Genomic DNA, 22,526 nt, shown 5'->3' with positions numbered 1-22,526 from the left:
TCCGTTAGCCGATGAGCGTCACCTGCGCGCCGTTTTTCAACCCGGCGGCATTGGCTTCTTCGGTGTCAATGTGAAACTCCAGCGCGAAGTCATCGCGCACCCGCACCACCACTTCATCGAAAGTTAGCTGGCGCTCGCCGTTGCTGCGCACGCTGACCTTCTGGCCATTGCTAACGTTGAGTCGGCGCGCGTCCTGCGGCGACATATGAATATGGCGCCAGGCGCAGATCACCTGCGAATGGAGTTCAACGTGGCCTGCGGGGCCAATCAGCAGCGCGCTGCCGGCATTCTCCAACTGGCCGGACTCACGAACTGGCGCCTTAATCCCCAGCGTGAAGCAGTCGGCGCGCGACACTTCCAGCTGCGATAGCGGGCGGGTTGGCCCCAGCACGCGGACGTTGGTCAGCGAGCCCTTCGGCCCGACAACGGTCACGCACTCCTGGGCGGCGAACTGCCCCGGCTGGCGCAGCGGTTTGAACGGCGTCAGGCTGTAGCCTTTGCCGAATAGCGCCTCGACGTCCTGTTGCGCGAGATGAACGTGGCGGTTGGAGATCCCCACCGGGATCGCCGGCGCCGTTGCGCTCAGGCGAACGGTGATTTTTTCGCGAAGCAAGGTGTCGATCATGACTTCTTCCCTTTCTTCAGCGCCGGATGCTTATCTTCCGCTTCGTTCGGGGCGGCAGGCGGAACGATGGGGTCCGGGGCGGCGATAACCACAGGTTCGGCCGCTTTTTTCGCAGGCGGCGGGTTGCCTTTGAGGTTGCTTAACGCTTCAACCACGCAGCGCTCCGGACGGGCAATGACCAGCGACTTCACGGTGTGCTCGGCGCCAGCCACCGCCACGCCGCGCTCGATAGCGGTGTGGATGGCGCTGATTTCCCCTTCAAAGCAGACGCTCACCAGCCCGGAGCCTGGTTTGCGATAGCCAATGCAGGTCACTCCCGCGGCTTTACAGGCGGCGTCGACGGCCTGAATGGCGGCGACCCATCCTCGCGTTTCAATTACGCCTAAACTTTTCATGGTCGGCTCCTGTTAATGGCGGACTAAGCGAATATCAAAATCAAATTGCTGGAAGAAGGTTTCCAGCCGGTCCAGTTCGTCCGGTGAATAAGACGGGTCCTGGGTAATCGGGTAGGGCATATCCAGGCGTTCGTATTTTTTGCGCCCCAACTGGTGGTACGGCAGCATGTCGATGCGGCGGATATTCCCGCGCTTCGCCAGCTTCTGTACGTAATCAATGGCGCCGGTAATGGCGTCGAATGAGTCGTTGTAGCCGCGAATGAGCGGCATGCGCACAATCACATTGGCGCCGGAATCCACCAGCCATTCGAGATTGCGGCGGATCCCTTCGTTGCCGATGCCGAGCATCGCCTTGTGGTACTCGCTGTTAATCTGCTTTATGTCGAACAAGAAGGTGTCGGTGACCGGCGCCAGCTTCTGGTAGTTGGCAAGCGGAGTGGTGCCCTGGGTTTCGACGGCGGTGTTAATCATCATTTTTTTGCATTCGCTAAATAAGGCGACGGCAAAATCGGTCTGCAGACTCATCTCGCCGCCGCCGATGGTCACGCCGCCGCCGGAGGAGATGTAGAAGTCGTAGTCCTGCATGATGATCTCCATCAGCTCGCTGACGGTGACGTCCTTGCCCATAATGTCCAGCGCGTTCTGGGTGCAAATCTCTTCGCATTTGCGACAGCCGATGCAGTCTTTGTTGCGGTCGACGAAGTGCTTCATTTCGCCGTTTTCTTCCGCCCGATAATGAATACCCGCCGGACAGACGCTGACGCAGTCGCCGCAGTTAATGCATTTGTCGTGCGAGAACATCACCTGGAACTGGCTGCTCAGCCCTTCCGGGTTGGCGCACCACGGGCAGCGAATGTTGCAGCCCTTAAAAAACACCAGCGTGCGAATGCCATCGCCGTCATAGATCGAATATTTCTGGATATTGAAAATTCGGCCCGTTAATTCTTGTTTTGCGATCACGCTTGCCTCCCGCTCCGTCCCGTTACGGGACGGAGAACTTCCGGTTATTTCTCAAATACAGCTCATTTAATTCTCTTTAAGAGAACTAGAACTTCTCAATCACCGTACGGCTGATGATCTCGTCCTGGACCTCTTTGCACAGCTCAACGAAGTAGGCGCTGTAGCCGGCGACGCGAACGATCAGGTCGCGGTATTTCTCCGGCTCCTGCTGCGCCTTCTTCAGCACTTCGTTATCGACGTAGCTGAACTGCATCTGGCCGTTGCCAAGAATCGAGGCGGTACGCAGCAAGGTAATCAAGCCGTGGCGACCTTCAGGGGTATCCAGTAGCCCTTTGAGGAACTTGAAGTTGTGCACCATGCCGATGTTCATGGTTTCCACGTTCATCTTGCTGACCGACTTGATAATCGCCGTCGGGCCTTGTTTATCCGCGCCCTGAGTCGGGCTGATGCCGTCGGAGAGCGGCATCCACGCCAGGCGGCCGTTAGGCGTGGCGTTGGTCAGCTCGCCGATTGGCGTATTGTTGGAGATAGACAGGGTGCCGTGGCTCAGGGTCGAGTAGAGCATTTTGTATTTACGGCACTCTTTCTCGGTCCATTCGGTAATATCCAGCGCGTACTGGTCGACGTAGTTATCGTCGTTACCGTATTTCGGCGCGTTCAGGCAGTCGCGGCGCAGCGCTTCGTAACCTTCAAAGTTGGCCAGCAGCGCATCGCGGATCTGCTCAAGGGTGTATTTCTTCTCTTCGAACACCAGCTTGCGGATCGCTGCCATCGAGTCGACGTAGGTCGCCAGGCCGGAGAAAATCAGCCCCGGACCGTGGTTGACCATCGCGCCGCCTGCGGCGACATCTTTGCCGCTCTCCATGCAGCCTTCGACCAGCAGCGACATCAGCGGCTTCGGCGCCACATCGCGGTGGACGCGCTGGCTGATGACGGTGCCGATGGCCGACAGGCGCACGATGTGGGCGATCTGCTGTTTCACCGCCGCGTCGAAATCTTCGAAGGTGCGCAGGTCGCGCAGGTCGCCGGTATCCAGCCCCTGATAGCTATCGAACAGCACCATCCGCCCGCGGTTGAGCACGAATTCGATAGCGATAGGCCACTGGGTGTAGCCGGTGGAGGTCCACTGGTAGATGCGCCCGGATTTTTGCGGCTCAACGCAGCCCATCAGGCAGTAGTCGCGGGCGTCTTCAAAATCGAAGCCTTTGCGCAGCATCATCTTGATGTGGGAGTCATCAAAGTGGCAGGCCGGGAAGCCCATTCCTGCTTTCACCACGTCGACGATTTTTTCCATGTATTTCTGCGGCGACTGGTTGTGGATACGGCAGGCCAGCGACGGCTGATAAACCTTCACAAAGCGCACCGCGTCCATAATCAGGTAGGTCAGATCGTTACAGGCATCGCCGCCGCTACGTTTCTGGCCGCCAACGGTGAGGTTGATAAACGGCTGATAACCTGCGAAATATTTCGCTCCCAGCTCGCTCGACATCCACATCAGTTCGGCACATTTGATGATGAACGCCTGCAGCAGCTCCAGCGCGCTGTCGTGGGTCAGGCGGCCTTCGCGGATATCGGCTTCGAACATCGGGTAGCAGTACTGGTCGACGCGCCCCAGCGACAGCCCGGTCTGGTTCTCTTCGATTTCAAACAGTGACTCGACGGTCCAGATACTCTGCAGCGCTTCCTGCAGGGTCTTCGGCGGATTGGCCGGCACGTTTTCGTTGACGTCGGCGATGGTCAGCAGTTCGGCGCGGCGCTGGGCGTTTTGCTCTTTAGCCGCCAGTTCGCGGGCGTGGGCGGCAATGCGGCGGGCGTAGTTGACCACCCCTTCACAGGTTTCAATCGCCGCTTTGTAGTAGTAGATACGGTCGATATCTTCCGGGTTTTCCATGCTAAGGCCGGCCAGATGCGCCTCGGCATCGGCTTTAATGCCGTTCATCCCTTTGGTGAACAGCAGCACGTCGTAGCCCGGACAGGTATCGCCGCCGCCGTTAATCTGGTGATAGGAGAGGTCGCTGACGAAGGTCTCGCCGCTGAAGGCCCAGACGCCGGCCTCACGGTATTGCGCTTCGCAAATCTCATCCAGCGAACGGCCTTCCCAGAACGGGACGATCTCTTCGCGAATGGTTTTTTTATCCGCTTCGCTGATTTCAAACGGATCCTGCGGGCGGGTGCTCATGGTGTCGAGCTCATCGCGCACCCAGCGCCAGGCGATATCCGGCGAGAAGGCGCCCGCGCGCGGCTTGCCGCACGGATGGCCGACGATCAGCTCATCGTCCTGAATCAGAATCGGCGCGGTTTCGCAGGCGTGGCGGAAAGCTTTGGCGCGCAGCAGAATGGTCGGCATGCCAGGGTTGGCTTTGACCACTTCGGTAAAGGCCAGCGCGCGGTAGATAGAGACGCTCGGGCGTACCGTCAGGTAGTGGTTACGCAGGCGCTGCATACGCGGAGTTAAGCCTTCCATCGCCGGCGTGTCGGCACAGGCGGCGAAAGGCGCGTGGCTGACCTGTTGCGCGCCGCTAAACAGACGTACCGGCAGATTCAGCGCGCTGAGGTTGCGCTGGGCGCTGATAAACATCGCCGAGAGTTCGTTCACTTCGGCGTTATCAAAAGAGGCGCCGTGCAGCATGGCGTCGAGCATCGGATAGCCGTCAATGGCGCAGGCGGCGCGGACTTCGCTCAGTTCAGCCAGCTTGAACCACAGGCACTCCACGATTTCATAGGCCTGCTGGGTATTCAGCGCGCCGCTGTTGATATCGCGCTGGAAGTAAGGCAGTAGCGCTTTATCCGCCCCGTGCGGGTTAACCGCATAGCTGCCGTTATCCAGCTGTAGCGCCAGCTGGAACAGATAGAACGCCTGGCAGGCTTCTTTGAAATTACGCGCCGGATGGGCCGGAACGTGGTGCAGAATGGCCGCGCTATCGAGCAGCTCGGCTTTGCGATAAGCATTGGTTTCTGCGGCCGCAAGCTGTTCGGCGCTGTTGGCCAGATTTTGCGCCAGCGCTAACAGGGCGTCGCAGGCGTAGATGGCGGCGCGGCAGCCGTTGACTTCATCCATACCGCTGCGGCTAACGGCGCTACCGAGGGCGCGGGTTTTCTCTTCCAACTGGTGCTTAATCGCCAGCACGCCTTTTTCGACGACCAGGTTGTAGTCCGGTGAATCGAGATCGCTGTTGAGGTTGAGGAACTGGAATACGGATGGCCGATGCGCGGCGCTTTCATCATGGAAAATCGCCCCGTGCGGTTTACGGGTCTGGTTACCGACGATCAGTTCGTCGGCGCTGATGGTCAGCGGCAGCTGGCGCATCAGTTCATAGAAACGGCGAGCCGGTTTGACGGCGGCGGGAATGCCTGCGATATCGCTATCCAGCGCGCTGAGGATCGCGGCGTGCTCGGTGCACAGGGTGCTTGCCTGTGAGCGTAAACGGTCTGCCAGCACTTTGACGCGCGGCGTTAAGCTGTAGTGTGCCATGTAGTATTCTCCAGATGTTCTTTTTCCGCGGCTGATGACAACCCGGTTGTGGATACAGTGTCCGTATTCCTGCCGGGTGGCGGCTGACGCCTTACCCGGCCTACAAATAACTCAGCGATCACCCGGTTATTTGTTACCCGTAGGCCCGTGCAAGCGGAGCGCCGTCGGGCGATTCCAGGCAACCGGACCAGGCCCGGCGATAAAGCTCGGTTAACGCGTTAGCGTCCGGCGCGCGTGGGTTAGTTGGGGTACAGCTGTCGCGCAGCGCCTGGCCGACCATCTCCGGCAAACGGCGTTCGAATTCAGCCGCCTCAATACCGGTGTCGCTAATGCCGGAGGGCATGCTCATCTCTTCTTTTAAAGCCTGAATGGCGACCAGCAGGCTGGCGACGCCCTGACGCGGCGAGGCGGCTGGCAGATCCAGCAGATGCGCCAGACGGGCATATTTCGTTGCCGCAAGGGTGTCGCACTGGCCGTTGAAATCGGCGTTCCAGGCGACGACTTGCGCCATCAACAGGGCGTTGGCGCGGCCATGGGGTACGCGGAAGACGCCGCCGAGGGCGTGTGCCAGGCTGTGGGTTATCCCAAGCGACGCGTTGGTGAATGCCATCCCCGCCATGCAGGAGGCGTTATGCATCTTTTCGCGCGCCTGCAGGTTGTCGCCGCTGCGCCAGCAGGTCGGCAGATAGCGGAATACCTGCTGCACCACTTTCTCCGCCAGCGCGTCGGAAAAGTCGCTGGCGGCGCGAGAGACGTAGGCTTCCAGAGCGTGACACAGTACGTCCATGCCGGTGTCGGCGGTAATTGCCGGCGGCACCGAAGCCACCAGCGCCGGGTCAAGAATGGCGATATCCGGTAGTAGCGACGCATCCACCAGCACCAGCTTCTCCGCATTGGCTTTCACCACCGAAAAGGCGGTGACTTCCGAGCCGGTGCCGCTGGTGGTGGGGATGGCGACGAAGCACGGGCGGGGACGGTTGCCCTGCGGACGGGTCTGCGCCAGGGAGAAAATAACCGCTTTGGCGGCATCGATTACCGAACCGCCGCCGAGCGCGATAACCAGATCCGGATAGTGGTTATCCATCAGCTTCATGCCGCGCACCACGGTGGCGATATCCGGATCCGCCACTACGTCGTCCCACATCTGCCAGGCGATCCCGCGCTGGCGCAACAGGGCGGTGACGCGCTCGGCGAGGCCAAACTTCACCATCGCTTTATCGGTCACCAGTAGCACGCTGCGGGCGGAAAGTTCGTTCAACACCGAGAGGGCGTCCTGACCGAAGCAAATCCGCGGTTTCAGTAAAAATTCACTCATTGGGCTATTCACTCCTGTTAGGCGTCCCGAAACACGTTCTCGACAATGGCGACCACCGACATCGCTTTGTAGCGGTCTTTATTGAGCGCGAAGTACTCTTCCGCCAGCACGATGTCGTGCATGCCGGCGCCGACGTTATCGACGGCGACCCAGGTCTGGTCTTTCATCGGCTGCTGTTTGTCATCTAAGCGGGTGATCAACAGCAGGTTGCTGCCGCGTAGCTCATCGCATTTTTGCGTGGCGACGACATGGCCGGTTACCTTTGCGAGAATCATCGTTTATCGCCTTATATCAGTGCGTTACTTAGCGAGGCGCTCCAGCACCTGGCGAATAACGCGTTCCACGTTTTGTTCGTTGATTTCACCTTCCATACTGGCGGCGCCTGCGCTGGCGAAACGGTCATCGTTGCCTGCGGAGCACGCTGGCGCGGCATTGGCCGGAGCGTTGAAACGCACGTCATCAAGAATGCTGCGCTGCGGATCGCTCGCCGGAGTAACGATGGTCGGCTGGGGCTCAGGGCGGCTGCCCGGCGCGCGAAGCTCGTCAATCGAACGCACGCCATAGCCGACTTTGCGGATATTGAGCAGGTTCATCGGGCCGACGTTGTCGGAGCTGGAGCCGCCGCCGACCGCGCCGCAGCCGAGGGTCAGCGCCGGAGATATGTTGGTGGTCGCGCCGATACCGCCGAGCGCCGCTGGGGTGTTAATCAGAATGCGGTTGACCGGTTTTTCGAGGCAGAACTGGCGGATGACGTCCTGATTACGGGTGTGGATCACCAGCGTATGGCCGAGTCCTTCGTTGGTCAGCAGCTCCACCACGCGGTGGCAGGCGGCTTTCCAGTCCTCTTCCACGTACAGGCCGAGTACCGGGCACAGTTTTTCGCGCGAGTAGGGATTTTTCGGCGATACGGTGGTCTGTTCGGCGATCAGCACTTTAGTGCTGGCCGGTACGCAGAATCCCGCCATCTGGCTGAGGTATAGCGCGGTTTTGCCGACCACTTTCGGGTTGATGGTGCCGTTCGGGCGCAGCAGCAGCGCCGCCATTTTCGCCGCCTCATCTTCATTCATGAAGTAGACGCCCTGAGCTTCCAGCTCGCGGTGAACCTCGTCGTAAATGCAGCGTTCGACGATAATCGACTGCTCGGAGGCGCAGATCACGCCATTATCGAAGGTTTTACTGGTGACGATATCTTTCACCGCGTGGTGGATATCGGCGCTGCGTTCGATAAACGCCGGGCCGTTACCCGGGCCTCCGCTGATGGTCGGGGTGCCGGAAGCGTATGCCGCTCGCACCATGCCTTCGCCGCCGGTGGCGAGGATCAGTGACACGTCTTTGCTGTGCATCAGTTCGGAGGTGGCTTCGAGCGTTAACTGGGTGATGCCGTCAACGCTGCCTGCCGGGGCGCCGGCCGCTTCTGCCGCGCGTTTGACGATTTCAATCGCCTTCCAACTGCACTGACGCGCGCCCGGATGCGGGGAGAAGATAATGGCGTTGCCGGCCTTGAGGGCGATCAGCGCTTTGTAGATAACCGTAGAAGTTGGGTTAGTTGAGGGGACCAGCGCGCAAATCACGCCGAGCGGCACGCCCACGTCCATCACTTTTTTTACCGGGTCGTCATGAATGATGCCAACGGTCTTCATATCTTTGATGGCGTCGTAGACGCGCAGCGAGGCGAAACGGTTTTTCAGCACTTTGTCCTGCCAGTTGCCAAAACCGGTCTCTTCCGCGGCCATTTTCGCCAGCGCTTCGGCGTGGTGCGCTGCTTCCTGGGCCACGTTTTTCACGATGGCGTCGATTTGCTGTTGCGAAAAGGTGGCCAGAATCGCCTGCGCCTTTTTGGCGTTGCGCACCAGTTCCCGCGCGTTCTGCCGGGACTGCAAATCGTTATCCAGTTCAATCATGAGTCTATCCTTCATCAGACGAAAAGAGTGGAGACGGGGCGCGCCCTGTCAGGTCATGCTTTGTGCTGCGCCGCGATTTTTTCGATGTCGTTATGTGGACGCGCAATGACGCGAGAACTGACGACTTCGCCGATGCGTTTCGCCGCTTCCACGCCGGAGTCGACCGCCGCGTTGACCGCGCCGACGTCGCCTTTCACCATTGCGGTGACGAGGCCGGAACCGACGTTTTCATAGCCGATAAGCTCGACGTTGGCGGCTTTACACATCGCGTCCGCGGCTTCAATGCAGGCCACCAGACCTTTGGTTTCGATAAGACCAAGCGCTTCTTTCATCAGGATTCTCCGTTAGTCCGCAATCTTGTAATGCGAGACGATTTTGTTGATGTCGTTATGCGGACGGGCGATAACCAGCGAGGTCACCACTTCGCCGATGCGCTGCGCCGATTCCACACCGGAATCCACCGCCGCTTTCACCGCGCCGACGTCGCCTTTCACCATCGCGGTGACAAGGCCAGAGCCGACGTTTTCATAGCCGATAAGTTCGACGTTGGCGGCTTTACACATCGCATCCGCCGCTTCAATGCAGGCCACCAGACCTTTGGTTTCAATCAGACCTAATGCATCACCCATTTGCGTTCTCCTGGCCTTCAGGCCTTGTGTTTAATGACGATTTTGTTGATGTCGTTATGCGGACGGGCGATGACCAGCGAGGTCACCACTTCGCCGATGCGCTGCGCGGATTCCACACCGGAATCCACCGCCGCTTTCACCGCGCCGACGTCGCCTTTCACCATCACGGTGACAAGGCCAGAGCCGACGTTTTCATAGCCGATCAGTTCGACGTTGGCGGCTTTACACATCGCGTCCGCTGCTTCAATACAGGCCACCAGACCTTTGGTTTCGATAAGCCCCAATGCATCACCCATCGTGATTTCCTCCAGAACAGGTTTTGTTATTCGGGAAAACCGTCCGCGTAACGGCATCAACACGCGGAAGCGGCGTTCGGGGTTCACTATAGGGAATGGGGAAAGAAGTGAAATTTAAATCCGTGGAGATGAATATTTTAGGTTTTTACTCTGTGATTTAGCCTTATTTAGCCTTCCATTTATCTTTTCGTTCTGTTTTATGCGTGTTGATTTTTATGATGATATGGCGCTTTTTTAGACTATTTATCGGCGAGAGGTGAATGTTAATAAGATGCTAATTACTTGCCAGCAGGCGGTAATATAGCCGCGTGATAATTGTGGGTATGCGCAAGTTTTGGCGTCGAAGCTAAATGCAAAACGTGCGCTTTTAGCATCGTGGAAAGAGGGGGCAATAACGGAGCGTGAGCGAGGGCGCATTTTCCTCGCGGCGATACATAGGGGACGGGTTAGTTAAGCGTGCTGCCGGACTTCAGCGTGCAGATGTAGAGCGGTGAGTTGATAGAGCTCAGCAGGATAGCTTTGTCGTTAAGCTTCTGCGCGTTGAGGAACAGGCCATCGTGGCTGTCGGACATCTCGCGCATGAAGTAGTCGAAGATGACATTCGGCGATTCGTCGATGGATGAGGCGCTGGATTCCCATTTTTTAATGCGGTAGTGGCGTTCGGTTGCCGAGATACGTTGGCTGGTGTAGCTGAATTTGACGTAGCGCTGCAGATAGAGCCAGCCGGCGGCGGAATCGGTATAGCCTTCCACCACCATCGAACCGTTACCGTTGGCGGCAAAATTAAAATGGATATTGCCGTTCACATTCTCTTTATCCATGTTTTCAAAACGCATGATCGCTTTGGTGGAACAGCTCATCACGCCGTCGTTGGCATCCGGCAGCAGGCGCCAGGCGCTAAACCCGGCGGCGGCGATAAATGCGAGGGCGGAGAGGGCGAAAAAGGTGCGGGGCGCGAGTCTCATTGCGGCTTCCAGGAGTAGTAAAAGTAGTTATCGCAATAGCTAAATGGGTTGTCTTCGTGCATCGCGCAGTGGGCGAGAAATACCCGGCCCAGGCCGTTAGTCTCCAGCCGGTCGCCGTAGAAGAAAACGAAACGCTCCCCCGGCTTGCAGCTAAGCTTCAGCCGCTGACGCACCTCATCAAAATTCTTACCATAGGCCGTGGCCGAGACCGAACGCAGCATTTCATCGCTGGCCAGCAGTTCGCACTGGCTGTGGCTCATCAGCGTCAGATTGATTGGCCGGGCGACGTGGGTGCCGGCGAGACTAAATGCCACCAGCAGCAGGGCGATGAGCAACAGACAGCCGCCGGCCAGATACCAGCACATACCGCGCGCATGTAGAGAAGCGGTGGGCGACGTTGGCGCCGCAGCGGGGGCGGCTTCATCAGGCGTATCGCATGTGAGAACTGCATCGGCGGGCGTCGGCTCGGCGTCGAGCAGTTCGATGCTGAGATCCTGATTCAGCTGCAGCATGCCGCGCGACACGGTGACAATAATGTTATCGATATCGTAGTGGCGGAAGGTTTTGCGCAGCATGCTCAGGTATTGATTGAGATTGCTGTTGGATGAGGTTAAGCCGTTATCGTCCCAGACCTTTTTCAACACTTCATCGCGACTGACAACGCCGGTATGGCGAAGAAAGAAATAGAGCAGCGCGTTGGCGGTAATGGATAGCTGACTATCCGGCTCATTGCCGCCCGGTAATGTTAGGGTGCCGTCCGTTGCGTCATAAATGAGACGGGCATTGATGTTGTAGCGCATCGCGGCCTCACTCTACTCGCTTCACGCGGGAAGCGTCATTTTTGTCAGATCGTTTACCAACGCCTGGCGGTGTTCGCTGCTCATGGTGCGCCCTTCGGTCAGTTCCGATAACCAGATGCCGTCGGCGGCGTAGCGCACCAGCGTGCCGGTCGGGCCGTTGTCGAGCGCATCGCCCTGCGCCAGATGATCCAGCATCCAGTCGCGCCAGCATTTTCGCAGCACCGGTTCGTCCGGCATCGCCAACGACAGCACCATCAGCTGGCGGCTCTCGTGGGTATCCGTCAGCTCCGGGTTGGACAGATAGCGCAAATAGGCGCGGGTAAAGCGTCCATAAGCGATGTTATCGGCGGCCATCAGCTCGCTAATCGCCTTTTCCATAATCGCCAACAGCCGGGCGAACAGGGCGAAAATCAGCGCCTGTTTATTGGGAAAATGGTGCATGAGCCCGCCTTTGCTGACACCAGCTTCGCGGGCGACGGCGTTTAGCGACAGGGCGGCAATACCATCCCGACCGGCGATCATCGCTGCGGATTCAAGCAGTTGACGATGCAGACGGACGGGGTCTTTTTTACGATGCTGGGCTTCCATGTTCATGGCCCGAATCATACCGACCAGACGGTATGATTATTCTTGATCGCTATCAATATGAGAGGGCGCTTCGGACGGCGGGATGTCGTTATTGCGTGGAGGCTCACAGATTGACAGTGACCTTCAGCAGATCAGGAAGTTAGCGCGTGCGGTAATAGTGGCCTACACCGCACGCGCGGGGGGATTAATCGACCAGTTCCTTGACGATGTTCATCAGAGCATGGACATCTTGCGGGCGGGTATTGCCGCTTTGCGGATCGATAATGGAACTATAAATATGCGGCATGACCTGCGCGACGCCGGCCTGCAGGCAGGTTTGTAGAATCAGCGCAAAGTTATCGAGATCGATGCCCCCGGTGGGCTCAATCAGCGTCATACCGTTTTCTACCGCGCTTTGGGCGAGCGCTTTCAGCTCCGCCAGCGACTTTTCGCCGCCCATCGGGAAAAATTTAGCCGCGTGCGCGCCCATATCCTGCATCATTCTGACCGCCGCATCGCAGGATACCTGGGCCGGAATGCCCTGGGCGCTGCGCACGCCGGTGGAGATGCGTACTTCACCGGGCGTGCCGCTGGGGCTGACCAGCGCATTAATAAAGGTCTGCTGGCCGCCGGTCGCCGCCAGCGCCCCGGCGGCAAAACCGCTGCCGGTGAAGGTCTGGTTGACGTGAGCGGGGTGGACCTGCGCGGCGATCATTGCCGCTTTGTAAAACTGCGCCGGATCGCCGGCGCCGAGACCGACGGAAATAGAAGGCACTTCCGCCATCCAGCGGCGCACTTCTGCAACGCCTTGTTCGACGCTGGTAAATTGCGCCGAGAGTACGCCAATCACCGCGTGCCCTTCAGCGGCGTCATAGATTTCCCGGGCGTTGGCGATGTCCTTCGCCAGCACGTTAATCGCCACCCGCTGGCGATAAAAGTTAATCCGCTGCATGCTGCGTAATCTCCTGTAAGCGCGCGACGATGAGCGACATTTCTCCTTCGCCGACGGTGCGAGGGTCAAGGCTAAAATGACCCTCATGCAGATAGTAGCGGCGGGCGTAAATAGCGATATCGCCGCCGCGTAGCTGGGCTTCAACCTCATGGGCGCTGAGTCCCAGTTCATTGGCGTCGACGCTGACCCGAATGCGCCAGATGGCGCGCCCGGCCTCATCCTGCTCGATATCGGCGCGCAGGCCGGGTAGCGCGGAGATCGCCTCGGCGAATGGACGCAGCGCGGCGGCGTCGGGCGCCGGTGCCGCCGTCCGGTAACGGTCCAGCGCGTAAACGAGACCGACCATATTCTCTTTGCCGATTTTCATCGCCCGCGCGATGCCGTGGTGTTGGGCTTTACAAGCGGCGATCCAGTTGCGCTTGCCGCTAATAAAGCCTGAGGTTGGGGCGTTAAAGGCTTTCGCCCCGCTGTAGATAACCATCTCCGCGCCGCTGGCGACCCACTTGCGCAAGTCTTCTTCGGCGGCGGCATCGACGATCAGCGGCAGATTATGCTGGCGGGCGACCTGCACGAAATCGTCAATACCGAGCATCCCTTTTTGCACGCAATGGTGGGATTTCACATACAGTAGCGCCGCCGTGCGTGCGTTCACCGCGCTCTCCAGCTGCCAGCGTGCCGCCAGATTGCTGGAGCCGACTTCGACAATGCGCCCGCCGCCGAGGCGGATAGCGCTGGTGATTGGTGCGCCGTAATCGACATTATGCCCGCGCAGTATCACTATCTCGTTCGGCCACTGGCTGCTGTCCGGCATCTGCGCCACCTTTTCCGGCTCGCCGCGGGTGATCGCCGCCGCGACGGCGATGGCGATACCGGCGGAGGCGCAGGAGGTGATATAGCTGTCTTCCGCGCCGGTGTGGGCGGAAACCAGTTCGCCCGCGCGGTCGGTTAATTTATCGATTTCGACGAAGGCTCCCGCCGCCTGCGCGGTGGCCTGCATCACTTGCGGGTCGACGGCGGACACGCCGAGGATGGTCATTTTGCCGCAGGCGTTAATCACCCGTTTTAAGCCCAGTTGCTGGTAGATATTGCCGTTCATGATTTACAGCACTCCCAACAGCGAGCAGACGATGCTGATAGCGACTATCGACAGTAAAATGGTGGTGTAGCGCGGCCCTTTTTTCAGTAAGTAGAAATAGATAGCGAACACCGCCGCCAGCGGCAGCAGACCGGGGGCTATCGAGTCGAGGATCTGCTGGACCACCACTTCCGAGCCTTTAAGCGCGCTGATTTTCAGCGGGGTAGTGATTTTGACATAGCTTGCCGACAGCGCGCCCATCATGATGAGACCCAGTACGTTGGCGCCGTAAATCAATTCTTTAATTCGCCCCCCTTGCAGCAGGCCAATAATGGAGTCACGGCCGAGGGTGTAGCCTTTATGCACCAGTCCGTAGCTTATCGCCATGGTGATCGCCGGGTAGAGGATCAGCGGGGCGATCCCGCCGAACGCGCTGCCGCTGGCGGCGAAGGGGATGAAAATCGCAATCAGCAACGGCATCACCGCGGCCCAGATAATCGAGTCGCCCATCCCGGCCAGCGGGCCCATCAGGCCGGTTTTTATCCCGGTGATTGAAGCGTCGCTGATCGGCTCGCCGCGGGTTTTCTGCTCTTCCATGGCGATGGAGATACCCTGGATAACCGAGCCGAAAGTTTGCTCCGAGTTAAAGAAGTTCAGGTGGCGTTTGAGCGCCTCGGTCTGCTCCTCTTTTTCCGGGTACAGCTTTTTGATAATGGGCGTCATTGAGGCGCAGAAAATCAGGCTCTGCAGACGTTCGTAGGAGCTGGATACCTCCGCCCCCAGCCAGTAAATCAGCCAGGCTTTGGTGATATCGGCTTTGCTCAGCGCCTGGGTTTCGCGGGCGCGTTCAACCAGTTCATGTTCCATTACATCGCTACTCATCATGCAGCTCCTTCATTTTTGGCCAGGCCTTTAATCAGGAAGGCGACGCAGGTACCGAAAATCGCCATCGCCATGATGTCCACCTTCAGGTAGAGCACCGCGAAAAATCCGCCGATAAACCACGGCAGCAGGCTCTTTTTGCCGATCACCATGATGGTGATGGCAAAGCCCAGCGCCGGCAGGATACCGCCCATAATTTCAAAAGAGTGGGTCAGCCAGTGCGGCATCAGTTTGAGGAATTTTTCCACTACGCTTTGGCCAAAGTAGTTGGCGGCGAAGACCACCGGGAAGCGCAGCACCAGCCCCAGCAGCGCCGGATAGATAAAGGCGCAGCGCATGATGCCCGCCATGTTGGCGCTTTCGGCGTGTTTGTCGGCCATGTGCACCCACGCGGCGTTGAGCGTGCGGCGCAGCTGATCGAGGAATACCCCGATGACGCCAAACGGGATCGCCAGCGCGATCGCCAGGTTGGGCTCCATCCCGGCCTTCACGGCGATCGGAATGGCGATACAGGCGGCCAGCGCCGGGTCCGACGGCACGTTGCCGCCCGGCGTGGAGGTCACTCCAAGATAGACCAGCTGCATACCCGCGCCGATGATCATCGCGGTTTTCATATCGCCCAGCAGCAGGCCGACGAATACTGCGATCACCACGGGTTGCAGCAACATGGCGGAGAAGGTATAGCCTAAACGTAATCGGGCGAACCAGTAATACAACCCCATCAGGCTCGCAAAAAGTAAGGTATCCATAGTTTTTTACCTTTTTATCAACTGGTTAGAATTTTTTCAGGATGTCGTCCAGTGACTGTGGTTTATCTTCCGGGATGGTCTGAAAGAACACCTGAATGCCGCTATCCTTCAGAGCGCCGAGGATGCCGACATCTTTTTCATCAAGGGTGATGTTCTGGAACACGGCCTTGCGGTTCGGCCCGCCGCCCAGCCCGCCAACCTGAATCGTCTGCACGTCAAAGCCCAACTGGACGGCTTCCTGAACGGCTGATAGCGACGGGAATAGCACCAGCACATTGCCATCGCCGAGCTGATTCTCTTTCCAGGCGGCGGCAAAGCTGGCGTTGCTGTAACAGTCGACTTTGATGTTCGGCGGCGCGGCCATTAAATAGATATTTTTCATAAACGGATCGGCATCCAGCTCGTCGCTGACCACGGCGATACGATTGGCCTGCGACTGGCCGACCCATTTGGTGACGACCTGACCGTGGATCAGACGGCTATCGATACGACATAAAACGATTTTTGCCATGATGGGCTCCTTAAGAGGTTAACTGGTTCACGTGGGCGACAACGTCGCGGCAGCTGCTGCGTCCTGCTTCGACCAGCGCATTAACGCAGCCGGTGAGCGGGCCCTGCTCGCGCAGATCCAACGCCTCCAGCAGCAGCGAGGCGTTGAGCCCGCAGACGACGGCGATGGGGTAATCCGCGCTCAAGCGCGCGGCGACGTTGGAGGTAGTGCCGCCGAGAAAATCGGTCAAAATCAGCGAGCCTGCCGGCATCGCCTGCACGGCCGCTTCGACGCGCTGATAAAACTCGCCGAGGGTATCGACCGGCATAAGCGCGATTTCGCTGACGCCGGCGATTTCGCCGGTCACCATGCGCAGACTGTCGCAAAGTTGCGTGCCCCAGCCGCCGTGCGTCAGCAGCAGAATCTGGGGTAACTGGGTGGTAGGTTCAGTGGATGACAAAGTGGCCTCCTGGCGCCGAATCGTTGACGCACTGATAAGAGCAAAGCGCGTGCCACAATTTGTGTCATCTACCGAAGAGGAAAAGGCTGGCGGGCCGCAAAGCCGCGCCAGAACAGGCGTTAACTAAATAATAATTCGTAGATATAAATGTACTCGGCATCGGATAAACGGATGGCGTAGGCCTCCTCAACCGGATGGAAAGCCGATTTAATGACACTAAATGCCTGAGCGTCCATATCCGGCCGCGTTTCCAGCGCCATCTGTAACGGTTTCCGGTTAATCACGATACGCTCGACCATACAGCAGCAGTGGATCAGAAAGCGTAGTGTCACCTGGCGGTTAGGCGCGATGGCCAGCGTGTTCCTGAGCTGGTTCAGGATCCCTTCCATTTCTTTTAATATGCGCTGCGGATTGAGCACCGAAATATGGTTGATAATGCTTTCCATGGTCAGGGCGCTGATAAACCGTGAAGCGCTGCGCTCCATCTCCAGACGGCGCTCGCTGCTGGATAAATCCGGGGTCAGCAGGCTGAGCACCAGCTCCGGCCCCTGCTCGGAAAACAGCTCCTCCAGCGAGATAAACGGGATATCGGGCAGCCCCGGCTGGAATGTCCCGACAATACCCGCCAGCCGTTCATGCGCCCTGATTGCCTGCTGTAGGCGCTCCGGGCTGCGAACTTCGTTGTAATCGAGGATCACCATCCGGGTATCCTGCGACATCAGCTCGCCAAAGCTCTCCTCCAGCACCTTTTTGATTTTTTCCGCCGTGCCCATGCCGGTAATGCAGGAGATAACCAGAACCTTGCCGGCGTTCTCCTGCTGCGGCGTGCACAGCTGGCTAGCGATGCCTTTTTCCTGCATCAGATTGACCAACCGCGGCAGGTCGCCGGTTTCGTAGCTGAGATCGAGACCGATCTCCAGTAGGCTGGTCAGGGTGATATTCGGCATCAGCAGGACATCGATCTGGAACAGTTTGCTGATGGTGCTGCCGAAATGGACCAGCGATCCGATGTCGACCATCAGGATCAGCCGCTGCCAGCCTTTGCTGTGGATCAACTGGATCAGCTTTTCCAGCGTATCGTGCACCGATTGTTCGAACGGCATGTCGATAGCGTTGAACAATTCGCGCTCCAGCACCCGATTGACGTATTGCGCCATGCTGGTGGCCGTGGTGGCGCCATGGGCAATGAGGATCGCTCCGCAGTCCGGGCTGGCGCTGATGCGCTGGCGGTAATGGCGGCACTCTTTGAGGAACAGGCACAGCCAGACCACCTCGGTGGCCGGACACTGGATATGCAGCAGATCGTTGATCTTCTTGCACAACAGAGTGGCGTTATCGTATTCATCTTTGCAGCGATCGAGGATTAGGCTCGAAGAGTATAACTGCGGGATCAGGCCGCGTTGTACGTAGCTGATGAGAGCGAGAAAGTGTTTACGCAGCGGGTTGACCAGGTTTTCCGGCAGGGCGAAGCCGAGTACCTGCTCAACGTAGCCGATAAGCAGGGTCACGCGCTCCTCAATCCGATCGCCATAGCGTGGCGCGTGGCTGGCGTTATCGCGGCTGTAGAGGCCATATTCAAAAATCGAGCTGAGCTTATTTTTAAGGATCGCCAGCGTCTCGGCGGGCGGCACGTTGCTATTGCGCAGGTTAACGTATTCGCGGGTCAGGAAGCTGTAGAACAGATCGCTCTCCTCGACGCTGTCATCGGCCGCCGAACTTTTCAGCTGCGGAAGAGTTCGGGCATCGATGTTCAGCAGGGGACGGCCGTTAAACAGCGCATCGACCAGCTGTCGTTGCTCCGGCGTGGCATTGATCGGGCCGTCCGCCAGTTTGCTGTCCAGCAGCAAAACTTCGTTATTGGCCGCCATTCCCGACGCCCATGCCTGGGCGCATAAAAACTGGATATCGCTTTTGAGCTGACCGATGTTGCCTTCCAGCGGCTTGTTCAGCAGCCACAGCAGCAAAGGTTTATCTACGCTTACCGTGCGTTCGATCTTGCGACTTTCACGCTGTAAAAAGCCGATGATCAGTTCGATTTGCTCTTCTACCGTACGCTGGCGGATGCCGGGTAGATCGATGGCGACCTGGATACGCCGCTGAAAGGTACGTAATAGCGATGAGCTGACGGGCTCGGTGGTGGCGCAGATCAGACGTACGGCGATATTGCGCGCCGGACCACTGGCGCCGAGCGGGCGATATTCGCCTTTATCCAGCAGCGAAAAGAGCTTTTCCTGCCCTTCATAGGGCAGGCGATGTACTTCATCCAGCAGCAGATAGCCGCCGTCGGCCTGTTCGATTAGCCCGCTTTTGTTTTCCGTCGCCCCGGTAAAGGCGCCCTGACGGTGGCCAAAGAGATGCGATGACAGCAGCTCCGGGTTGTTGGCGTATTCAGCGCAGTTGAAGTAGACCAGCGGCGGCCGTTTTTCGCCGCCATGCTCGCAGGCGTAGCGGTGCATCAGTTCGGCAAAAAAGGTTTTGCCGACCCCGGAAGGGCCGGTCAGCAGGACGTGCAGCCCGTGGGGATACAATACCGCGGCTTTCCCTTTTTCCACGGCATCGTGCAGGCTGCGATCGTGGCCGATCAGCATGGCGAACGGGTCGACAGCCTCATTGTTATCTTGCGGCTGCGGCAGGAGATCGGCGAGAGTCGCCGGCTCGCGTTCGCTTTCCGTCAGCGTACGGTCGAGCAGCGTTTCCGTCGTCCTGCGATGTAAAAAGAACACCGGGCGGCCGCGCGTTTTAATCACCAGCCCGTCACTCCACAGCTGATTGAGATCTTTACTCACCGAGTTGCGCGCCAGCCCGAGGTTAAAGCCGATTTGCTCTGCAGTGAAGGCGTTTGAGCCCCTGGCTAAATCGTCCAGCGTGACGGCCTGGCTCAGCCTCTCCAGCTCCCGCAGTACTATCTCAATACGTCTCATCTCGTTACCGGGTTGTTCAATGTCGATAGTTGAGAACATACACTATTACGCGGCGTCAGAAAGAGACCGGGGGCGAAGTTGGCGGCCATAACGATATCTACAGAGTGTCCTTTCACTGCCACAATGGTGGTTTAGGGTGGGATTGGATATGGTTAGCGCATCTCACCGGAGGAACAGATATGTTGAGCGGATTAAATCACCTGACCCTGGCGGTCAGCCAGCTGGCGCCGAGCGTGGCGTTTTATCATCAGCTACTTGGCATGACGCTGCACGCGCGCTGGGATAGCGGCGCGTATCTTTCCTGCGGCGATCTGTGGCTGTGCCTGTCGCTGGATCCGCAGCGGCGCGTCACTCCGCCGGAGGAGAGCGACTACACCCATTATGCCTTTAGCATCAGCGAGGCGGATTTTGCCAGCTTTGCCGCCCGTCTTGAGGTCGCTGGCGTAGCGGTATGGAAGCTAAACCGTAGCGAAGGCGAATCGCACTATTTCCTCGACCCCGACGGCCATAAGCTGGAATTGCACGTCGGCAGCCTCGCCCAGCGCCTGGCCGCCTGTCGCGAGCAGCCGTATAAGGGGATGGTGTTTTTTGACGAGTGATGGAGAGTCTCCCGGAGGCGGCGCTTGCCGCGCCTTTTCCGGGCTACCGGCCCTGTAGCCCCGGTAAGCGTCAGCGCTACCGGGGATAACAGACAAAGCCTCACTCCATCGCCACCTTCACCGCTTCCCCCAGCTTGACCATCACCTCTTTATGCTTCTCGATCGGCGGCAGGGCGCAGTTGATCCTTAAGCAGTTACGATATTTCCCCGATGCCGAAAACAGCGAGCCCGGCGCGACCTGGATCTTCAGCCGACACAGCTGCTTGGCGACGCAGACCATATCCACCTGCTCCGGTAGCTCGACCCACAGCATAAAGCCGCCTTTTGGCCGGGTGACGCAGATGCCGCAGGGGAAAAACTCCCGCAGCCAGCAGGTGTAGATCTCCATATTACGCTGATAGATCTGCCGCATCCGCCGCACGTGGCGGTGGTAATGGCCTTCGCGAATAAAGTTACAGGCCGCCAGTTGGGTTGAAGGGACGTTAGTGCCGCTGGCGGCGTACTTCATCTGCAGCAGACGATCGTAGTAGCGCCCGGGGGCAATCCAGCCGATGCGCAGGCCGGGGGCGATGGTCTTGGTAAACGAGCTGCAAAGTATCACCCGACCGTCGATATCCCATGAATGAATCGTACGCGGGCGCGGGTATTCCGTCGCCAGCTCGCCGTAAATATCATCTTCGAAAATCACGATATCGTGGCGCTGGGCAAGGGACAGCACCGCGCGTTTGCGCGCGTCAGGCATGATGTATCCCAGCGGATTGTTGCAGTTAGGCACCAGGATCACCCCTTTGATTGGCCACTGATCCAACGCCAGCTCTAAGGCCTCGATGCTGATCCCGGATTCCGGATCGGTTGGGATCTCAATGGCTTTCAGCCCCAGGCCGCGAAGTATCTGCATGGTGCCGTAGTAGCAGGGGGATTCGACAGCGACGATATCGCCGGGGTGGCACACCGACAGCAACGCCAGCGATAATGCGCTGTGGCAGCCGCTGGTGATCAGCAGATCGTCGGCGGTGACGACCGATCCGCCGTCGAGCATCAGGCGGGCGATCTGTTCGCGCAGTTCGCGACGCCCGGCCAGCTCGTCGTAGTTGAGCACTTCGCTGAGGTTATGCTGAATTGCCCGGCTCAGTTCGCGCCAGATAGGCTTAAGGCTCGGCTGGGTGACGTCCGGCGAACCGCCGCCGAAGGTAATGATCGATTTATCATTGCGCGCATCGAGCATGGTCAACACCTGGTCCCACTGGGTGATCTCCACCGGGCGCTGCACCGGGCGCGACATCGTCGGTACCGGCGCCTGAGCTTTACGCGGGGCGACGAAATAGCCGGAGCGCGGCTGCGGCACGATCAGCTGTTGCTGTTCCAGCGTCTGGTAGGCCTGCTGAACGGTACTGATGCTGACGCCATGCTCCTGGCTCAGGCTGCGCACCGACGGCAACTTTTCGCCCTGGCGATACAGCCCTTGTTCGATACGTTCTGCCAGCAGACTGGCCAGATGTTGATAACGGGTCATGCTGTATCCTTAGTAATTGCCATACAGATAGATAAACCAGTACAGATGGCGGTCAAAAATGGGGCATGGTGTACGTTTTAGCCAATCTGTATGTTAAAGAAAAGTGTTTTGTGAATCTGTATTGTTCAGGCCCGGATCCGTGAAGATAAAGCCTCTGGCAAGGCGAGGAGGTAGAGGATGGAATTTCACGAGAATCGGGCAAAACAGCCGTTTATCGGCTGGGTATTTCTGGCGCGAGCAATTAGAAAATGGTGGCTTCGTGGGCAAACGCGCAAAGTATTGCAGCGAATGAGCGACGAACAGCTGAAAGATGTCGGGTTGCGCCGGGATCAGATCAATTAAAAAGTGCTTTTTTGTAGCCCCGGTAAGCGTCAGCGCTACCGGGGAATTACATTCACAAAATTTATCAATTGATGCTTCTACTCCCATCGTTTCTTGATACTTACCATGATAAGTATTATTTTCCCCACAGCTAAGTGAGGAAAGTAACATGACCGAAGACGAACTGTTTGCCCGCCGCCCGATGGGGATGCGCATGGCGATGGTGGTGCGCCAGTGGCGCGCGATTATCGACAGCGCCATTACCGATACCGGCCTGACCCAGTCAAGCTGGACGGTGCTGATGCAGCTGCATCAGCTGGGGTGCAACGTCTCGGTAAGCGAACTGGCGGAAGTGCAGGGTATTGAACTGCCGCCGCTGATGCGCACTCTCACGCAGCTGGAAAAGCAGGGGTATCTACTGCGCTCAACATCGCCATACGACAAGCGCATTCGTCTGCTTACGCTGACGGTAGAAGGCCGTACAGTCCTGGAAAAGCTGAACCGCGTGATTGAAACCTATCAACGGCGCGTGACGGAAACCATCCCCGATGCGGACCTCGACACCTTCAGCGCCACGTTAAATCAAATCGCCTGCAACTTGCGGATTATCCGCGAAGAAGATAACAAGATCTAAAACAC

The 22,526-nt window shown here is 58.3% G+C and carries 24 protein-coding genes; 3 read left to right on the top strand and 21 right to left on the bottom strand.

The genetic code is table 11. The features are described 5' to 3' along the window. Nucleotides 1-4: 4 nt before the first annotated feature. The 20 genes from ABLV66_RS22180 to dagR form a co-directional block, all read right to left on the bottom strand. Nucleotides 5-625, bottom strand: a complete 621-nt coding sequence (locus tag ABLV66_RS22180; protein WP_047043816.1) for a phosphate propanoyltransferase — start codon at nucleotides 623-625, stop codon at nucleotides 5-7. Then, nucleotides 622-1,020 carry a BMC domain-containing protein gene (locus tag ABLV66_RS22175; protein ID WP_348876352.1) on the bottom strand — a complete coding sequence of 133 codons (399 nt, stop codon included), beginning with the start codon at nucleotides 1,018-1,020 and terminating at the stop codon, nucleotides 622-624. The genes ABLV66_RS22180 and ABLV66_RS22175 overlap by 4 nt, the downstream gene beginning before the upstream one ends. A gap of 12 nt (nucleotides 1,021-1,032) precedes the next feature. Continuing rightward, nucleotides 1,033-1,980, bottom strand: a complete 948-nt coding sequence (gene cutD / locus ABLV66_RS22170) for a choline TMA-lyase-activating enzyme (RefSeq protein ID WP_126027708.1) — start codon at nucleotides 1,978-1,980, stop codon at nucleotides 1,033-1,035. Nucleotides 1,981-2,065: 85 nt separating this feature from the next. After that, a complete protein-coding gene (gene cutC / locus ABLV66_RS22165; RefSeq protein WP_213292803.1) occupies nucleotides 2,066-5,452 on the bottom strand; it encodes a choline trimethylamine-lyase in 3,387 nt (1,128 codons plus the stop codon). Nucleotides 5,453-5,585: 133 nt separating this feature from the next. After that, complete coding sequence (locus tag ABLV66_RS22160; protein ID WP_047065163.1) at nucleotides 5,586-6,767, bottom strand: 1-propanol dehydrogenase PduQ; 1,182 nt, start codon at nucleotides 6,765-6,767, stop codon at nucleotides 5,586-5,588. Between the two features lie 17 nt (nucleotides 6,768-6,784). Next, nucleotides 6,785-7,042 carry a EutN/CcmL family microcompartment protein gene (locus tag ABLV66_RS22155; protein ID WP_015368471.1) on the bottom strand — a complete coding sequence of 86 codons (258 nt, stop codon included), beginning with the start codon at nucleotides 7,040-7,042 and terminating at the stop codon, nucleotides 6,785-6,787. A 24-nt stretch (nucleotides 7,043-7,066) separates the two neighbouring features. Further along, entirely contained in the window at nucleotides 7,067-8,668 is a 1,602-nt protein-coding gene (locus ABLV66_RS22150) for an acetaldehyde dehydrogenase (acetylating) (protein WP_047043819.1), read from the bottom strand. Between the two features lie 53 nt (nucleotides 8,669-8,721). Next, nucleotides 8,722-9,000 (bottom strand): BMC domain-containing protein, encoded by a 279-nt coding sequence (locus ABLV66_RS22145; protein WP_004146125.1) that lies wholly within the window; start codon nucleotides 8,998-9,000, stop codon nucleotides 8,722-8,724. Between the two features lie 12 nt (nucleotides 9,001-9,012). After that, on the bottom strand, nucleotides 9,013-9,297 hold the full coding sequence (locus ABLV66_RS22140) for a BMC domain-containing protein (RefSeq protein WP_002442227.1): 285 nt from the start codon (nucleotides 9,295-9,297) through the stop codon (nucleotides 9,013-9,015). A 17-nt stretch (nucleotides 9,298-9,314) separates the two neighbouring features. Further along, nucleotides 9,315-9,593 (bottom strand): BMC domain-containing protein, encoded by a 279-nt coding sequence (locus ABLV66_RS22135; RefSeq protein ID WP_012542984.1) that lies wholly within the window; start codon nucleotides 9,591-9,593, stop codon nucleotides 9,315-9,317. 446 nt (nucleotides 9,594-10,039) lie between these two features. Next, a complete protein-coding gene (locus ABLV66_RS22130) occupies nucleotides 10,040-10,558 on the bottom strand; it encodes a FidL-like protein (RefSeq protein WP_063416119.1) in 519 nt (172 codons plus the stop codon). After that, complete coding sequence (locus tag ABLV66_RS22125) at nucleotides 10,555-11,358, bottom strand: winged helix-turn-helix domain-containing protein (protein ID WP_032715935.1); 804 nt, start codon at nucleotides 11,356-11,358, stop codon at nucleotides 10,555-10,557. Before ABLV66_RS22125 ends, ABLV66_RS22130 begins: the two co-directional genes overlap by 4 nt. A gap of 21 nt (nucleotides 11,359-11,379) precedes the next feature. Further along, nucleotides 11,380-11,964: a TetR/AcrR family transcriptional regulator gene (locus ABLV66_RS22120; protein ID WP_015704263.1), complete on the bottom strand. Its 585-nt coding sequence runs from the start codon at nucleotides 11,962-11,964 to the stop codon at nucleotides 11,380-11,382. Nucleotides 11,965-12,130: 166 nt separating this feature from the next. Next, on the bottom strand, nucleotides 12,131-12,877 hold the full coding sequence (dagF, locus tag ABLV66_RS22115; RefSeq protein ID WP_047043821.1) for a 2-dehydro-3-deoxy-phosphogluconate aldolase: 747 nt from the start codon (nucleotides 12,875-12,877) through the stop codon (nucleotides 12,131-12,133). Then, nucleotides 12,864-13,973, bottom strand: a complete 1,110-nt coding sequence (dgaE, locus tag ABLV66_RS22110) for a D-glucosaminate-6-phosphate ammonia lyase (protein WP_348877009.1) — start codon at nucleotides 13,971-13,973, stop codon at nucleotides 12,864-12,866. The genes dagF and dgaE overlap by 14 nt, the downstream gene beginning before the upstream one ends. A 3-nt stretch (nucleotides 13,974-13,976) precedes the next feature. Then, nucleotides 13,977-14,837, bottom strand: coding sequence for a PTS system mannose/fructose/sorbose family transporter subunit IID (locus ABLV66_RS22105; protein ID WP_162182316.1), 861 nt, complete (start codon nucleotides 14,835-14,837; stop codon nucleotides 13,977-13,979). Continuing rightward, on the bottom strand, nucleotides 14,834-15,583 hold the full coding sequence (locus tag ABLV66_RS22100; protein WP_015368463.1) for a PTS mannose/fructose/sorbose/N-acetylgalactosamine transporter subunit IIC: 750 nt from the start codon (nucleotides 15,581-15,583) through the stop codon (nucleotides 14,834-14,836). The genes ABLV66_RS22105 and ABLV66_RS22100 overlap by 4 nt, the downstream gene beginning before the upstream one ends. Before the next feature lie 25 nt (nucleotides 15,584-15,608). Beyond that, on the bottom strand, nucleotides 15,609-16,094 hold the full coding sequence (locus ABLV66_RS22095) for a PTS sugar transporter subunit IIB (RefSeq protein ID WP_320482968.1): 486 nt from the start codon (nucleotides 16,092-16,094) through the stop codon (nucleotides 15,609-15,611). Nucleotides 16,095-16,104: 10 nt separating this feature from the next. Beyond that, nucleotides 16,105-16,533, bottom strand: a complete 429-nt coding sequence (locus ABLV66_RS22090; RefSeq protein ID WP_015368461.1) for a PTS sugar transporter subunit IIA — start codon at nucleotides 16,531-16,533, stop codon at nucleotides 16,105-16,107. A gap of 119 nt (nucleotides 16,534-16,652) precedes the next feature. Continuing rightward, entirely contained in the window at nucleotides 16,653-19,454 is a 2,802-nt protein-coding gene (gene dagR, locus ABLV66_RS22085) for a transcriptional regulator DagR (RefSeq protein WP_348877010.1), read from the bottom strand. Between the two features lie 179 nt (nucleotides 19,455-19,633). On the opposite strand from dagR, the gene fosA reads away from it, so the two are divergent. Further along, on the top strand, nucleotides 19,634-20,053 hold the full coding sequence (gene fosA / locus ABLV66_RS22080; protein ID WP_047078040.1) for a FosA5 family fosfomycin resistance glutathione transferase: 420 nt from the start codon (nucleotides 19,634-19,636) through the stop codon (nucleotides 20,051-20,053). A gap of 100 nt (nucleotides 20,054-20,153) precedes the next feature. On the opposite strand, the gene ABLV66_RS22075 is transcribed toward fosA, so the two are convergent. Next, entirely contained in the window at nucleotides 20,154-21,566 is a 1,413-nt protein-coding gene (locus ABLV66_RS22075) for an aminotransferase-like domain-containing protein (protein ID WP_045395466.1), read from the bottom strand. 177 nt (nucleotides 21,567-21,743) lie between these two features. On the opposite strand from ABLV66_RS22075, the gene ABLV66_RS22070 reads away from it, so the two are divergent. Together ABLV66_RS22070 and ABLV66_RS22065 are read left to right on the top strand one after the other, a co-directional pair. Next, nucleotides 21,744-21,908: a DUF1127 domain-containing protein gene (locus ABLV66_RS22070; RefSeq protein ID WP_064571553.1), complete on the top strand. Its 165-nt coding sequence runs from the start codon at nucleotides 21,744-21,746 to the stop codon at nucleotides 21,906-21,908. 148 nt (nucleotides 21,909-22,056) lie between these two features. Beyond that, on the top strand, nucleotides 22,057-22,521 hold the full coding sequence (locus ABLV66_RS22065; RefSeq protein WP_045395468.1) for a MarR family winged helix-turn-helix transcriptional regulator: 465 nt from the start codon (nucleotides 22,057-22,059) through the stop codon (nucleotides 22,519-22,521). Nucleotides 22,522-22,526: the final 5 nt, after the last annotated feature.

Origin of the sequence: Klebsiella sp. CN_Kp073, assembly GCF_040065495.2 — a bacterium.
GTDB classification, from domain to species: Bacteria; Pseudomonadota; Gammaproteobacteria; order Enterobacterales; family Enterobacteriaceae; genus Klebsiella; species Klebsiella aerogenes.
Note: the sequence above shows the minus strand (reverse complement) of the source record. Positions and strands in the feature narration are given on the sequence as shown.